This window comes from Hymenobacter actinosclerus (assembly GCF_900111515.1).
Taxonomy (GTDB): Bacteria; Bacteroidota; Bacteroidia; order Cytophagales; family Hymenobacteraceae; genus Hymenobacter; species Hymenobacter actinosclerus.
This window is the reverse complement of the sequence record NZ_FOHS01000002.1, coordinates 360,421-374,473: the sequence shown is the minus strand read 5'-3', so window position 1 is coordinate 374,473 and position 14,053 is coordinate 360,421. Positions and strand designations below refer to the sequence as shown.

Below are 14,053 nucleotides of genomic sequence, written 5' to 3'. Positions count from 1 at the left end.
GATAATAAGTAAGGCTTCTATTTTCCCACCGCCCGCTACCAGATGCGGACAGCAAAAGGAACCGCTAATTGCCGATTACCAGGCGATGCCCGGCAATCGGCAATCAGACCGCGGAAGGCCAATAGACAATCTGCACAATAGGGAGCTGTACCCGGACTTCAAACTCCAGGCTACATGGCCTTGTACTCGCTCCAGCTCTTGATCTTTAAATCCTTCATTTCCAGCGTGCAGAAGGCCTTGATGAACGCCTTGGCCAGCCGCGCATTCGTCAGCAACCCGATGCCGGAGTCCACGGCGGTGCGGCGGATCTGGTAATCGTTGTCCAGCTCGCCTTTCGACAGGTTTTTGGGGATATTGATGACCAGGTCGATTTTCTTTTCCTTGAGGTAGGTGAGTACGTTGGGCTCCTGGGCGTCGCTGGGCCAGTAGAGCAGGCGGCTCGGGATGTTGTTTTCGGCGAAGAAGCGGTGCGTGCCCTGGGTGGCGTAAATCTGGTAGCCCTTGCGCACCAGCAGCTCGGTGGCCGAGAGCAGCGCTACTTTCGACAGGATGGGGCCGCCGGAAATGAGCACCGATTTTTGCGGGATTTTGTAGCCCACGCTCAGCATGGCTTTCAGCAGCGCTTCCTCGGCCGTGTCGCCCAGGCAGCCCACCTCGCCGGTGCTCACCATGTCCACGCGCAGTACCGGGTCGGCGCCGGGCAGGCGGGTGAAGGAGAACTGCGGGGCCTTCACGCCCACGAAGGGCAAATCGTACACCCGCTCGCTTTCGTCGCGGGCCACCTTTTTGCCCAGCAGGATTTGCGTGGCCTTTTTGATGAGGTTGTTGCCCGAGATTTTCGAGACGAAGGGGTAGCTGCGGGCGGCCCGCAGGTTGCACTCAATCACGCTGATTTCGCCGTTTTTCTCCAGGAACTGGATGTTGAACGGGCCGCTGATTTCGTAGCGGCGGGCAATTTTCTCGGCAATGATTTTGAGCTTGCGGATGGTGCCCACGTACACGCGCTGGGGCGGGTAGTACATGGTCGCGTCGCCGGAGTGTACGCCGGCAAACTCCACGTGCTCGGAGATGGCGTAGCTCACAATCTCGCCCTTGTCGGCCACCGCGTCGAGCTCAATTTCCTTGGCTTCCTGCATGAATTCCGACACCACCACCGGGTATTCGGCACTGACCTGCTGGGCGGTTTGCAGAAACGCTTCCAGCTCGAAGTTGTTGGACACCACGTTCATGGCCGCGCCCGAGAGCACGTAGCTCGGCCGGATGAGCACCGGGTAGCCCACTTCCTGCACGAATTCCTGCATGGCTGCTAGCGAGGTCAGCTCCCGCCAGCGCGGCTGGGCGATGCCCAGCTCGTCCATGATGCGCGAGAACTTGTGGCGGTTCTCGGCCTCGTCGATGCGGGCGGCCGAGGTACCCAGGATGGGGGCCTGGGCCTGTTCGAGGCGGGTGGCGAGGTTGTTGGGAATCTGGCCGCCGGTGCTCAGAATCACGCCGCCGGGCTGCTCAAAGTCCAGGATGTCCATCACCCGCTCGAAGCTCAGCTCCTCGAAGTAGAGCCGGTCGCTTACGTCGTAATCGGTCGAAACGGTTTCGGGGTTGTAGTTGATGATGATGGTTTTGTAGCCCTCCTGGGCCGCCGTCTGCACGGCCTGCACCCCGCACCAATCAAACTCGACCGACGAGCCGATGCGGTACACGCCCGAGCCCAGCACCAGCACCGACTTCTCGGTTTCGGGCGCCAAATCGTTTTCGGTGCCGTGGTAGGTGGTGTAGAGGTAGTTGGTTTTAGCCGGAAACTCGGCCGCCAGCGTGTCAATCTGCTTGACCACGGGCAGCACGCCCAGGGCCTTGCGGCGGGCGCGCACCAGCAGCTCGTCGGCCTTCACGTCGCCCTCGCCCAGCAGCTGCACGGCAATCTGCTGGTCCGAAAAACCAGCCTTCTTGGCGTCGCGCAGCAGCTTGGTTTCCAGCCCGTCGAGGCCGGTGGCGCGGCCGGCGGCCAGCTGTTGGCCCAGCCCAAAAACGGTGTGCAGGCGCTGCAAAAACCAGTGGTCAATCCGGGTCAGCTGGTGCACCTGCTCCAGCGAGTAACCGGCCTCAAAGGCCTGGTTGATGGCGAAGATGCGCTCCTCGTTGGGCTCGCTCAGCAGCTGGTCGATGGCGGCGCGGTCCAGGTCCTGCTCGGGGCGGTTGGCCACAAAGCCGCGCTTGCCGGTGTCGAGCATCCGCAGGCCTTTCTGGATGGCTTCCTCGAACGATTTTCCTATCGCCATCACCTCGCCCACGCTCTTCATGGCCGAGCCAATCTGGCGGTTCACACCCGCGAACTTACCCAGGTCCCAGCGCGGCAGCTTCACGACCACGTAGTCGAGGGCCGGCTCAAAAAAGGCCGTGGTGGTCTGCGTCACGCTGTTTTTCAGCTCGGCCAGCGAGTAGCCCAGGCTGAGCTTGGCCGCCACGAAGGCCAGCGGGTAGCCCGTGGCCTTGGAGGCCAGAGCCGAGGAGCGCGACAGGCGCGCGTTCACCTCAATCACCCGGTAATCTTCCGACGCGGGGTCGAGGGCGTACTGAATGTTGCACTCGCCCACGATGCCCAGGTGGCGGATGGTCTGGATGCCGATGCTGCGCAGCTTGTGGTACTCGCGGTTGCTCAGCGTTTGGGAAGGGGCCACCACGATGCTCTCGCCGGTGTGGATGCCGATGGGGTCGAAGTTCTCCATGTTGCAGACCGTGATGCAGTTATCATAGGCATCGCGCACCACTTCGTACTCCACTTCCTTCCAGCCCTTGAGCGACTCCTCCACCAGAATCTGGTCGGACGTCGTGAAAGCCCGCCGGGCCAGGGCCCGCAGCTCGTCCATGGTGTTGGCAAAGCCGCTGCCCAGTCCGCCCAGCGCAAAGGCGGCCCGCACGATGATGGGGAAGCCGATTTGCTCGCCCGCCGCCAGCGCGTCGTCCAGGGTGGTGCAGGCCACGCTGCGGGCCGAGAGTACGCCAATCTGGTCGAGCTTCACCTTGAAAATCTCCCGGTCCTCGGTGTCGATGATGGCCTGCACGGGCGTGCCCAGCACCTGCACGTTATACTTCTCTAACACGCCGGCGCGGTACAGGGCCACGGCGCAGTTCAGGGCCGTCTGGCCCCCAAAGGCCACCAGAATGCCATCGGGCTGCTCCTTTTTGATGACTTCCTCCACAAAGTAGGGCGTCACGGGCAAAAAGTACACGTCGTCGGCGATGTTGTCCGACGTTTGCACGGTGGCAATGTTGGGGTTGATGAGGATGGTGCGGATGCCTTCCTCCTTGAGCGCCTTGAGGGCCTGCGAGCCGGAATAATCGAACTCCCCGGCCTCGCCGATTTTCAGGGCGCCGGAACCAAGGATGAGGACTTTGTTGGGTTTGGTCATGCTAAGGGTTAGGTAACAGATTGCTAGGAGCAATCAGAACGTCATGTTGAGCGGAGCGCAGCGGAGTCGAAACATCTCTACCGCTTCGTTGTAGAGGTATGCAATTAAAAAAGAACGTCATGCTGAGCTTGTCGAAGCATCTCTACCGCTTCGTTGCCACATCAGCCTTCCCATGTTTCTAAGTCGATGGCTTGCCACGTCGGATTAAACGCGGTAACCAAGGCGTCTTTCTTGCGGCGGGTCCAGCCTTTCAACTGCTTTTCCCGCGCAATGGCCTGCGTTGCATCGGGAGCTATTTCAAAATAGACCAGTAAATCCGTCTGGTATCGTCCGGTGAATTTCCCTTCGTCGCCCCGGCCGCTGCTGTGTTCGTAAAGTCGCCGCGTGAGGTCATTGGTGACGCCGATGTACAGGACAGTCTGGGTTTGGTTAGTCAGGATGTAAACGTACATGCTGGTGAATTTAGAACGTCATGCTGAGCGAAGTCGAAGCACCTCTACCGCTTCTTTGGGATAAGGCTTACTGCGATTTTTTCAGCGATAATGACCGCATCTAAACCGACAGAAGGGTCAAAGGTGCATTTGATAAAATCACCGCTCTCTTCAAATGTCAAATTCAAAATCACATTTTGGTGATTGAAATAATCAAACTCTATTTCTTGTATGCCAGTGAATTGGAATTCGATATCACATTGCTTGGTATGCTTATAATAGCCTTTTTCATCAAGCTCTTTAGTCATCTCAAAAGATGCGACTACAAAAGTTGCTGAAGGCCAGTAACCGGGATGCGCTTCCAGAGTTACTTTAGTTATTTCAGCATCATGGAAACCTGGCCAGTATCCAAAATGCTCGTGAATAACTTTGGCGTTAATTATTCTAGCAATAGCAGGATTCTGCTTTTCTGACATGATGTTCAAGTTATGATGCCGTGCAACGAAGCGGTAGAGATGCTTCGACTTCGCTGCGCTCCGCTCAGCATGACGACACTTTTATTTCGGTTGAACCTCCTTATACTTCACTACCGCCTCCAAAAAGTCATCAAACAAAAACTCCGTATCCTGCGGGCCGCCGGCGGCTTCGGGGTGGAACTGGGTGGAGAAGAACGGTTTCGACACGTGCTTGATGCCTTCGCAGGTGCCGTCGTTTAGGTTCTCGAACAGCATGTTCCACTCGGCGGGCAGGGTTTCGGTGTCCACTGCGAAGCCGTGGTTTTGGCTGGTGATGTAGCAGTGCTGAGTGCCGGTGAGCTTGACGGGCTGGTTGTGGCTGCGGTGGCCGTATTTGAGCTTGAACGTGTCGCCGCCCGCCGCCAGGCCCATGAGCTGGCTGCCCAGGCAGATGCCGAAAATCGGCTTGTCCTGTTGCAGGGCCTTTTGCAGGTGCCGGATGGTGGCTTCGCACATTTTGGGGTCGCCGGGGCCGTTGCTCAGGAACAGGCCGTCGTAGTCGAGCTGGGTGAAATCGTAGTCCCAGGGCACCCGAATCAGCTCCACGTCGCGCTCCAGGAAGCAGCGGATGATGTTGGTTTTGGTGCCGCAGTCCACGAGCACGATTTTGTGCTGGCCGTGGCCGTAGTGTTGCACGCCGGCGGGGCTCACCTGGGCCACCAGGTTGTCCAAGTTGGGGTCGTGGAAGGGCACATCCTGCCCGTCGGCCACAATTTTGCCCAGCATGGCGCCTTTCTCGCGCAGCTTCTTGGTAAGCATGCGCGTATCGACGCCGAAAATACCGGGGATGTTGTACTCCTTGAGCCAGTCGCCGAGGCTTTTGGCGGCGTGCCAGTGGCTGTGCTCCTCGGAGTAGTAGCTCACCACCAGCCCGGCAATGTGGATTTTGTCGGACTCGAAAATCCGGGAAATCGACTCGTAGAGCTCCTCGCCGGGCACGCCGTAGTTGCCCACCATCGGGGTGGTGAGCACCAGAATCTGGCCGGCGAAGGACGGGTCGGTGAGGTTTTCGGGGTAGCCGGTCATGGCCGTGCTGAACACCACCTCGCCGGCGACGGAGGTCAGCGCGCCGAAGGATTCGCCCTGAATTTCGGTGCCGTCTTCGAGGATGAGTTTTACTTGATTCATGTGGTCGTGCTAGTGTGCGCCTCCCCCCCCGGCCCCCCTCTCCTCAACGAAGAGGGGGGCGTTCTGATGGATGCGTTCGAATAAGAAAAGGCAAAGCTAAAAACTAGAAACCAGTCCCCCCTCTCCTTTTCATTCCGCCCATCGAGCGGCGTAGGGGCCAGGGGGTGAGGCGCACCGTCAGAACGGCAAGCCGAGCAAGCCAGCAACTTGCCGTGCCACGGTTTGCACACTGGCGACATCCGGCCCGGTGATGGTCAGGTGGCCCATTTTGCGGCCGGCCCGGGCTTGTGCCTTGCCGTACAGATGCAGGTGGGTTCCCGGCAGGCGCAGTACGCTGGCCCAGTCGGGCTCGCGCGGCTGGCCGCTGGCATCCAGCCACACCTCCCCCAGCAGGTTAAGCATGATGGCCGGGGAATGCTGGCGCGGCTCCGGTAAGGGCAGGCCCGCCAGGGTATGCACCTGCAAGTCAAACTGCGACACGTTGCAGGCGTCGAGGGTGTAGTGGCCGCTGTTGTGCGGGCGCGGGGCCATCTCGTTGATGATTAGGTCGGCGTGCTCACCCTCGCCCACCACGAAAAACTCGACGCACAGCACCCCTACGTAGTCCAGATGCTGGGCCAGCGAAACGGCCGCCGCGCGGGCCCGGGTGGCCAGGGCGGGCGGCATATTGCCTTCGTAGGCGTGGGTCACGGCCAGAATGCCATCGACGTGCACGTTGCGCTGGGCCGCGAAGCTCACGACTTGCCCGTCCCAGCCGCGCGCCACCAGCACCGAACACTCGGCGGTTAGCGGCAGCAGCTTTTCCAGCACGCAGGCCACACTACCCATTTCCGCCCAGGCGGCGGCCAGCTCCGCGGCGGTCCGCACGCGCACCTGGCCCTTGCCGTCGTAGCCCAGGCGCGCGGTTTTGAGGATGCCGGGCAGCAAATCGGCCCGGTCGTCCAGCACGGCCTGAAGCTGGGCGGGCGTTTCAATCACCGCGTAGGGCGCGCATGTTACCCCCGACAGGTTGGCGCAGGCCGTGAAGTGGGCTTTTTCCTCGATGCGGTTTTGCGCGATGCCCACCCCGGCCGCGCCGGGGGCCACGGGGCGGGTGCGGGCCAGCATTTGCAGGGCCTGGGCGGGCACGTTTTCAAACTCGGTGGTGATGGCCTGGCACAGCCGGGCCAGCTGCGCCAGCCCGGCCGGGTCATTGTAGTCGGTCTGGATGTGGTGGTGGCTCACCAGCCCGGCCGGGCTTTGCGCGTCGGGCTCCAGTACGGCAGTGAAGTAGCCCAGGCGCTGGGCGGCATGCACAAACATGCGGCCCAGCTGGCCACCGCCCAGCACCCCCAGGGTCGCCGGCCGGCCGGCGGCGTCTACGCTGCCTGGGTAAATAGGCGTCATGGTTGCGTTGTGCGTTCCGTCGTTCATACTGGCAGCGTCATGGCGCGGGCGGCTTCGGTTTGTTCGGCCCGAAACGCCTGGAGCTTGGCGGCCAGGTCCGGGTCGTGCAGGGCCAGCATGCTCACGGCGAACAGCGCGGCATTGGCCGCCCCGGCGCTGCCAATGGCGAACGTGGCCACGGGCACGCCCTTGGGCATTTGCACGATGCTGTGCAGCGAATCAACCCCCTGCAAATGCCGGCTGGCCACCGGCACGCCCAGCACGGGCAGCGCGGTTTTGGCCGCCATCATGCCCGGCAGATGGGCGGCCCCCCCGGCCCCGGCAATGATGGCCTGCAAGCCCCGCGGGCCAGCTTGTTCGGCGTAGGCAAACAGGTCGTCGGGCATGCGGTGGGCCGATACAACGCGCGCCTCGTGGGCCACGCCAAAGTGCGTGAGCAGCTGCACGGCGTGCTGCATGGTGTCCCAGTCGCTGCTGGAGCCCATCACCACGCCAACCAGGGGCTTGGCTGGGTCGGTGCTGGGGGTGTTAGGATTGGAAGGGGTACTCATGAAAATTGTTTGGTCGATTCTTGGTCGTCATGCTGAGCATGACGTTGGTTTTATCAGCTTATTTACTCGCCGCCTATTCGCGCTCCAGCAGGATTTCCGTGCCCAAAATTACCAGGTCTACCCGGCCTTTCAACGTCTGGTCGAGAAAGGGCGTATTCTGGGATTTGGATTTCATGAAGTCCCGCGTGAAGGTCGTTTCCGCTTCCGTATCAAACAGCAGGCATTCAGCTTGCTGGCCGACTTCGATGGCGGCGACCGGCAGGCCCATCAGGCGGCGGGGCTCGGCCGAGTAGCGCTTTATCACCAGGTCCCAGCCAAATTTTCCGGGCTCCACGAAGTGGTGATAGAGCGATACCAGGGCCGTATCGAGGCCGGTGATGCCGTTAGGGGCGCTGATGAAGTCCTGGGCTTTCTCGAACGGCGTATGCGGCGCGTGGTCGGTGGCGATGAGGTCGAACACGCCTTCGATGAGCCCTTCGAGCAGCGCGTCACGATCGGCCTGGGTCCGCAGCGGCGGGTTCATCTTGTAGTTCGTGTCGTAGTCGCCGATGTGTTCGTCGATGAACAGCAGGTGGTGGGGCGATACTTCCGCCGTCACCTTCACATCGCCGCGCGATTTCCACCAGCGGATGGTTTCCATGCCGAGCTTGCTGGAAACGTGCTGGATGTGCACGTGCGCGCCCGCCGCGTGGGCCAGGCGGATGTCGCGGTCGATGATGATTTCCTCGGCGCAGGCGGGCGAGCCCTTGATGCCGAGCCGGTAGCTCATCACGCCTTCGTTGAGGGCGCGCGGCCCGGCCAGTTCCGGCACCTCGCAGTGGCTGGCGAAAAACATCCCGAACTCGGTGCCGTACTGCATGGCCCGCAGCAGCACGGCCGGGTCGGCGGTAGTGTCGCCGTCGTCGGTGAGCATTTTCACCCCCAGCTCGCGCATGCCCTCAATTTCGGCCAGCTCCTTGCCCTCGCGGTTTTTGGTAACGCAGCCGGAGGTGTACACCGGAATGCGCGACCGGTCGCGGGCATTGTCGAGCACGGTGGCTACCGCCGTGGCCGAGTCGAGGGCTGGGCGGGTGTTGGGCATCATCACCACGCCGGTAACGCCGCCGTTGATGGCCGCTTCGCTGCCCGTGGTGATGGTTTCCTTGTTCTCGAAGCCGGGGGCGCGGAAATGGACGTGGGCGTCAAACATGCCGGGCATCAGCACCCGGCCGCGCGCGTCGATAACCCGGGCCCCTTCGGGAACCGCCAGGCCGCTGCCGATTTCCTGAATCCTGCCCTCGACAATCAGGACATCACTTTCGAGCAAAGCGGGTGAGTTTTCGGAGGCGATGCGGGCGTTTTGCAGGAGAAGCATGAAGGAGGTATGATGTGGTTATTCAGAAAGTAATCGAAATACAAAAGAACGGGTCATGCTGAGCATGTGGCGCATCAAGCCAGGGTCGGGGCCCAGTCGAAGCATCTCTGCCGCTTCGTTGTAGTCGACAGGATTAGCATTGCAGTAGAGATGCTTCGACTACGGCTGCGCCTTCGCTCAGCATGACAGTCACTCAGCATCAGCATGACGTTCTAATCAGGGCGTAAGCACCGTTGAGTCGGCGCGCTGCCGTGCTACGTACGATTCCTGCCGCGGGAAATCCCCGCCCGGCTTGAGCCAGTCGAGCACGGCCATGCGCACCGAGATGCCGTTTTCGACCTGGTTGGTGATAAGGCTGCGCTCGTAGTCCATCACGGCGTCGCACAGCTCAACCCCGCGGTTTACGGGGCCGGGGTGCATAATGTAAAGGCCCAGGTCGCTGATTTCCGCCAGCCGGGCAGTGGTGATACCGTACACCCGGTGGTATTCGCGGAGGCTGGGGAAAAACTGCACGTCCTGGCGCTCCATCTGCACGCGGAGCAGGTACACCACATCGGGTGCCCAGGCCATGGCCGCCTCGTAGTCGGTGAAGCGGCGGATGCTTTCCGGCACGTACTTGGGCACCAGCGAGCCCGGCCCGAGGTACGCCACCTCGATGCCCAGCTTTTGCAGCAGCGTGCTGGTGGAGCGCGCCACGCGGGAATGAAGAATATCACCGATGATGAGGACTTTTTTGCCTCGGGGGTCGGGGAATTTTTCTCTGATGGTAAACGCGTCCAGCAGGGCCTGGGTGGGGTGCTCGTGCGCCCCGTCGCCGGCGTTGATAACCGAGGCCGTGGTTTGGCGGGCAATCATGCCGGGCAGGCCGGGGTGACTGTGGCGCACCACGATGTAGTCGGTGCGCATGGCCTGGAGCGTTTCAATCGTTTCGCGCACCGACTCGCCCTTGGAGATGGAGGAGTGGGCGACGTCGAAATTCGTAACCTCCGCCGAGAGGCGTTTGGCCGCCACCTCGAAGGAGGAGTGCGTGCGGGTGCTGGCCTCGTAGAACAGCATGAGCACGGACTTGCCCTCCAGGGCGGGAATCTTCTTCACCGAATGGGTGAACAGCTTTTTAAAGGACGTGGATTGGTCGAGCAGAAACTCGATTTCCTCGCGGTGCAGGGATGCAATGTCGAGCAGGTCTTTACGTGCCATACCAGGTTGGAGCAATTAAGTATGTAGTCAGTAGTTACGAGCCGGAAGGGCTACCCTAGCGTTCAACAGTTCACCGGTTTTGCGGAGCGACAACGGCCTGAGCCCGGAGTTGCGGCGGCCGGCGTGACCCAGGGCGGTGGCAGCGGCCGCCGCGGAGCAGCAACTGCCAAACTTAGCGGGCATAAAAAAACCGTTTCGGAATCCGAAACGGTAGCGGGGCAATATCTGGAAACAACGGAAATACCAGTAACGGAATCGGGAAAACCGATGGGGCCGAGGGCCTTCCGGTCCACTCGCGGTTCCCAGTCGTGCTGGGTTCCGCACTTCATCAACAGTTTTTCTGGTTGAAGCATGCTGCAAAGCTACGGCATTGTTACGCTTGGCGACTCATCGGCAAGGTTAATTTTTCTTGGGCCGCTTTTCTCAGATTTTGTTTTTTAACCTAACGGGCTAAACGACGCACTCTTTGCGCTTCTTTTTAGCCACCAAAAAAATTATGGCTTGCGCCACCAGTTGCCTGGCAGGCACAATCCCCCTTAACTTTAGCTCTTTATTCCGCGGCCTTAGGCAGCGGGCCGCCCTGGCGCGGCGGCAAACAGCCCCTGAACTACCCGGTAGCCCAGGGGCTGTTTGATTTCCGGCCGGCACCAGTGGTATCGGGTGGTGTAGTTTACCCGAGTCCGGAGGGACTGTCGGCTTTCAGCTGCGGCCTAGCCACGGCAACACACGCCGCCCTGGTTAGCCCCGCACCAGACTGCGGTTTATCCGGCTCACCAGCGCCGGGCCTTCATAAATGAAGCCGGTATACAGCTGAATCAGCGTCGCGCCGGCGGCCAGCTTCTCCTGCGCATCGGCGGCCGAATGGATGCCGCCCGCGCCGATAATGGGCAGCCCGCCGTCGGATTTGCGGTGCAGGTAGCGGATGACTTCGGTGGCCCGGGCCCGTAGCGGCCGCCCGCTCAGGCCGCCCGCACCCAGGCTGGCCACGTGGCCGGACTCGGTGCGCAGGTTGTCGCGGCTGATGGTGGTGTTGGTGGCCACCAGGCCGCTTAGCTGGGTTTCGCGGGCTATTTCCAGAATGTCGTCGAGCTGCGAATCGGTGAGGTCGGGCGCGATTTTGAGCAGCAGCGGGCGCGGCGTGGCGCGGGCCAGGTTGCGGGCCTGCACCTGCTGCAAGAGCTCAATGAGCGGCTTTTTTTCCTGCAACTCGCGCAGACCGGGCGTGTTGGGCGAGCTTACGTTCACCACGAAGTAGTCGACCAGCTCGGCCAGCGCCTCGAAGCCGGCCACGTAATCGTCGGCGGCGCGCTCGTTGGGCGTGTCCTTGTTCTTGCCGATGTTGCCGCCGATGAGCAGCTGCCGGTTGCGCCGCCGGGCCAGGCGCGCCGCCACCACGGCCGTTCCCTCGTTGTTGAAGCCCATGCGGTTCACCAGGGCCTCGTCCTGCGGCAGCCGGAACAGGCGCGGGGTGGGGTTGCCGGGCTGCGGCCGGGGCGTCACCGTCCCGATTTCCACGAAGCCGAAGCCCAGCGAAGCCAGCTCGTCGGTCAGGGCCGCGTTCTTATCAAAGCCGGCGGCCAGGCCCACCGGATTGGGAAATTTCAGCCCGAAAACCTCGCGCTCCAGGCTGGGGTGCTGGAAACCGTAGAGTGCCCGGAGCAGGGCCGGCGTGCCCGGCACCCGCGCGGCGCGGCGTAGGTTGTCGAAAACGAGGTGGTGGGCGCGCTCCGCATCGAGGTTGAAAAGCAGCGGCTTAACGAGGGTTTTATACATTGGCAGCAGGGGCAAATTGGCGGTCAGGGGTGGCAGGTACTTTCTCCAAAACCAGTGGTAGGCCGGAACTAGCAGTCCGGAAAATTTCGGGTGCGGTGGGGTTTGAGAAAACGGTTGGTAACCAGCCGGCTCATGCTGGTCCAAAGCGTCGGCGTTTCGGCTGACACGTGCGTGGCAGCCCGGCTCAGCGTTTCAAACTGCCGCTTCAGGCCGGTTTGCAGCAGCATGTAAAAAACCAGGCCGGCCATCATTTTGCTTCGCAGAAACTGCTGCATGTGCCATACACCTGCGCCTGCCGCACGGGCTTGTCGGCGAACTATTCGGCGAGTACCTGCCGGATGCAGTCAGCGGTTTGGGGATATGGAGGTATGCCACAAAGAAAGGGGATTTGCCCCGAACGCAGCCTGCCAAGCACTGCATGCGGCGCGGTAGCACCCGTGGCCTCTGCGCCCGGTTTCCGGGCCGGCGCTGCTCCTCGCCCAGCCGCACAGCCTGCTCCGGCGCGGGCCAGCGGGCGGGTGAGGGGCAGCTATTGAGGCAGTTGACACATATCATCCGTTGCCGGAACCCTCGTCATGGAATCCCGGCCCGCGAATGAGGTTCTTTACCATACCCTGCTGCCACCCGGTCTTTGCCCGTCGCGCGCCCCCTGCGCGCCGGTTGCTGCTCCCCTGCCCTCCTTTCTTCCGCACGATGAAAACTACCCATCCCGTATCCCAGCGCCCCCCGGGCCACCCCCCTTCCAAAGCCCTCAAAACCCCGTTCCCGCGCCCGATGGAGTTCCTGCCCGCCCTCGACCCGGCCAGCCAGCAGCTGGAACGGGAGGCCGACGCGACCATGACGCTGGATAAAGGCCCCTACTACACCGGTTCGCCTCGTTTGCCCGCAGTCGACTAACCGATTAGGCCTACCTGAAGCCTGCTATTGCGCAGGGTTCAACGATGCAACGCAAAGAGTTTCGTCTTTAGGGCCTGTACACCGACTTTAAAGTCACCCCGATTACGCTTGCAACTCACTGTTCACCTAAAAAACCCACCGATGAAAAAGAAATTCTTCAACGCGAAGTTTTATCGCCACGACGACGCCACCGAAATGGTGGTGGAAAACGGAAAAATAACGCATATCGGAACTGGTTTGCCCAAGTGCGAGGAGGAAATCGACCTCGGCGGCAAACTCGTGCTGCCGCCCTACGTCGACCCGCACCTGCACCTCGACTACGTGTACACGGGCCGTAACGACGGCGGGAAAATTAAGTCCGGGACGCTGTTTGAAGGCATTGCCCGCTGGCACGACATCAAGAAATCCCAGACCAGGGAAGATGCCCGGGAACGGGCGTTGGCGGCCATCCGGGAAGAGGTTTCGCAGGGCGTGCAGTTTATTCGCACCCACATCGACGTAACCGACCCCAAGCTGCTGGGCCTGGAGGTGATGCTGGAGTTGCGCGAGGAGCTGAAAGACACCGTCACCATCCAGATTGTATCTTTTCCGCAGGAAGGCATGTACGCCTACAAGGGCGGCTACGAGCTGGTGGAGGAAGGCCTGAAGATGGGCGCGGATTGCGTGGGCGGCATCCCGCACTTCGAGTGGGCCCGCGAAATCGGCGAGAAGTCGGTGCACAGCATCGTGGAGCTGGCCCTCAGGCACGACAAAATGTTTGACGTGCACTGCGACGAAACCGACGACCCCATGGCGCGCTTCGTGGAACTGCTCAATGCCCTGGTGATGATCGAGGGCATCGGCCCCAAAACGACGGCCAGCCACACCTGCTCCTTCGGCAGTGCCGACGACGCCTACGCGTTCCGCATGATGAGCCTGTTTAAAGCCAGTGGGATGAATTTCATTGCCTGCCCCACCGAAAACGCCTACCTGCAAGGCCGCCAGGACACGTACCCCAAGCGCCGGGGCCTGACGCGGGTAAAGGAGTTTCTAGAAGGCGGCATCAACGTCTCCTTCGCCCAGGATTCCATCAACGACCCCTGGTATCCGCTGGGCAACGGCAACCTGATGAACATCCTCGACAACGGTATTCATTTGTCGCAGGTGGCCTCCTTCGAGGAACTGGAAACTGCTTTTAATCTGATTACCTACAACAGCGCCAAAACCATGATGCTGGACAAGGAATACGGCCTGGAAGCAGGCAAGCCCGCCAACTTCATCGTGCTCAACGAGTCATCCGTGTTTGAAGCCATTCGCAAAAGAGTGGATGTGCTGGCCTCCGTGCGCAACGGCAATTTCCTGTTCCGCCGCCAGGAGCCGGCGTACGATATTCCGCTGAAGTTTTAGATTCGTTTCTGCTTGGCATTTGAAGGAAAAA

General features: G+C 61.2%; 12 protein-coding genes. 2 read left to right on the top strand and 10 right to left on the bottom strand.

Annotation, left to right across the window (positions count from 1 at the left end):
• Positions 1 to 170 precede the first annotated feature (170 nt).
• From carB to BMY67_RS07915, 10 genes are all read right to left on the bottom strand, one after another.
• Positions 171 to 3,404 (bottom strand): carbamoyl-phosphate synthase (glutamine-hydrolyzing) large subunit, encoded by a 3,234-nt coding sequence (carB, locus tag BMY67_RS07960; protein ID WP_092770260.1) that lies wholly within the window; start codon positions 3,402 to 3,404, stop codon positions 171 to 173.
• 161 nt (positions 3,405 to 3,565) lie between these two features.
• Positions 3,566 to 3,856, bottom strand: coding sequence for a GIY-YIG nuclease family protein (locus tag BMY67_RS07955; protein WP_092770258.1), 291 nt, complete (start codon positions 3,854 to 3,856; stop codon positions 3,566 to 3,568).
• Positions 3,857 to 3,900: 44 nt separating this feature from the next.
• Positions 3,901 to 4,311, bottom strand: a complete 411-nt coding sequence (locus BMY67_RS07950; RefSeq protein WP_092770256.1) for an Imm50 family immunity protein — start codon at positions 4,309 to 4,311, stop codon at positions 3,901 to 3,903.
• 81 nt (positions 4,312 to 4,392) lie between these two features.
• Entirely contained in the window at positions 4,393 to 5,478 is a 1,086-nt protein-coding gene (gene carA / locus BMY67_RS07945) for a glutamine-hydrolyzing carbamoyl-phosphate synthase small subunit (RefSeq protein WP_092770254.1), read from the bottom strand.
• A 177-nt stretch (positions 5,479 to 5,655) separates the two neighbouring features.
• A complete protein-coding gene (locus BMY67_RS07940) occupies positions 5,656 to 6,864 on the bottom strand; it encodes a 5-(carboxyamino)imidazole ribonucleotide synthase (RefSeq protein WP_092771615.1) in 1,209 nt (402 codons plus the stop codon).
• 23 nt (positions 6,865 to 6,887) lie between these two features.
• Positions 6,888 to 7,415, bottom strand: coding sequence for a 5-(carboxyamino)imidazole ribonucleotide mutase (gene purE, locus BMY67_RS07935; RefSeq protein WP_092770252.1), 528 nt, complete (start codon positions 7,413 to 7,415; stop codon positions 6,888 to 6,890).
• A 73-nt stretch (positions 7,416 to 7,488) separates the two neighbouring features.
• Positions 7,489 to 8,769 (bottom strand): dihydroorotase, encoded by a 1,281-nt coding sequence (locus BMY67_RS07930; RefSeq protein ID WP_092770250.1) that lies wholly within the window; start codon positions 8,767 to 8,769, stop codon positions 7,489 to 7,491.
• Positions 8,770 to 8,985: 216 nt separating this feature from the next.
• Positions 8,986 to 9,966 carry an aspartate carbamoyltransferase catalytic subunit gene (locus BMY67_RS07925; protein ID WP_092770248.1) on the bottom strand — a complete coding sequence of 327 codons (981 nt, stop codon included), beginning with the start codon at positions 9,964 to 9,966 and terminating at the stop codon, positions 8,986 to 8,988.
• A gap of 738 nt (positions 9,967 to 10,704) precedes the next feature.
• Positions 10,705 to 11,739 (bottom strand): quinone-dependent dihydroorotate dehydrogenase, encoded by a 1,035-nt coding sequence (locus tag BMY67_RS07920; protein WP_092770245.1) that lies wholly within the window; start codon positions 11,737 to 11,739, stop codon positions 10,705 to 10,707.
• A gap of 68 nt (positions 11,740 to 11,807) precedes the next feature.
• On the bottom strand, positions 11,808 to 11,966 hold the full coding sequence (locus tag BMY67_RS07915) for a hypothetical protein (protein WP_177189747.1): 159 nt from the start codon (positions 11,964 to 11,966) through the stop codon (positions 11,808 to 11,810).
• A 466-nt stretch (positions 11,967 to 12,432) separates the two neighbouring features.
• Between BMY67_RS07915 and BMY67_RS07910 the strand changes: the two genes are divergently transcribed.
• Both BMY67_RS07910 and BMY67_RS07905 read left to right on the top strand, forming a co-directional pair.
• Positions 12,433 to 12,636: a hypothetical protein gene (locus BMY67_RS07910; RefSeq protein ID WP_092770241.1), complete on the top strand. Its 204-nt coding sequence runs from the start codon at positions 12,433 to 12,435 to the stop codon at positions 12,634 to 12,636.
• A 141-nt stretch (positions 12,637 to 12,777) separates the two neighbouring features.
• Positions 12,778 to 14,022, top strand: coding sequence for an amidohydrolase family protein (locus tag BMY67_RS07905; RefSeq protein ID WP_092770239.1), 1,245 nt, complete (start codon positions 12,778 to 12,780; stop codon positions 14,020 to 14,022).
• Positions 14,023 to 14,053 lie beyond the last annotated feature (31 nt).

What these genes read in the sequence shown, in the direction of transcription:
- carB (WP_092770260.1), bottom strand. Translation starts at nt 3,404, where the DNA reads ATGACCAAACCCAACAAAGTCCTCATCCTTGGTTCCGGCGCCCTGAAA.
- purE (WP_092770252.1), bottom strand. Translation starts at nt 7,415, where the DNA reads ATGAGTACCCCTTCCAATCCTAACACCCCCAGCACCGACCCAGCCAAG.
- BMY67_RS07950 (WP_092770256.1), bottom strand. Translation starts at nt 4,311, where the DNA reads ATGTCAGAAAAGCAGAATCCTGCTATTGCTAGAATAATTAACGCCAAA.
- BMY67_RS07930 (WP_092770250.1), bottom strand. Translation starts at nt 8,769, where the DNA reads ATGCTTCTCCTGCAAAACGCCCGCATCGCCTCCGAAAACTCACCCGCT.
- carA (WP_092770254.1), bottom strand. Translation starts at nt 5,478, where the DNA reads ATGAATCAAGTAAAACTCATCCTCGAAGACGGCACCGAAATTCAGGGC.
- BMY67_RS07925 (WP_092770248.1), bottom strand. Translation starts at nt 9,966, where the DNA reads ATGGCACGTAAAGACCTGCTCGACATTGCATCCCTGCACCGCGAGGAA.
- BMY67_RS07940 (WP_092771615.1), bottom strand. Translation starts at nt 6,864, where the DNA reads ATGACGCCTATTTACCCAGGCAGCGTAGACGCCGCCGGCCGGCCGGCG.
- BMY67_RS07910 (WP_092770241.1), top strand. Translation starts at nt 12,433, where the DNA reads ATGAAAACTACCCATCCCGTATCCCAGCGCCCCCCGGGCCACCCCCCT.
- BMY67_RS07955 (WP_092770258.1), bottom strand. Translation starts at nt 3,856, where the DNA reads ATGTACGTTTACATCCTGACTAACCAAACCCAGACTGTCCTGTACATC.
- BMY67_RS07905 (WP_092770239.1), top strand. Translation starts at nt 12,778, where the DNA reads ATGAAAAAGAAATTCTTCAACGCGAAGTTTTATCGCCACGACGACGCC.
- BMY67_RS07920 (WP_092770245.1), bottom strand. Translation starts at nt 11,739, where the DNA reads ATGTATAAAACCCTCGTTAAGCCGCTGCTTTTCAACCTCGATGCGGAG.
- BMY67_RS07915 (WP_177189747.1), bottom strand. Translation starts at nt 11,966, where the DNA reads ATGCTGCTGCAAACCGGCCTGAAGCGGCAGTTTGAAACGCTGAGCCGG.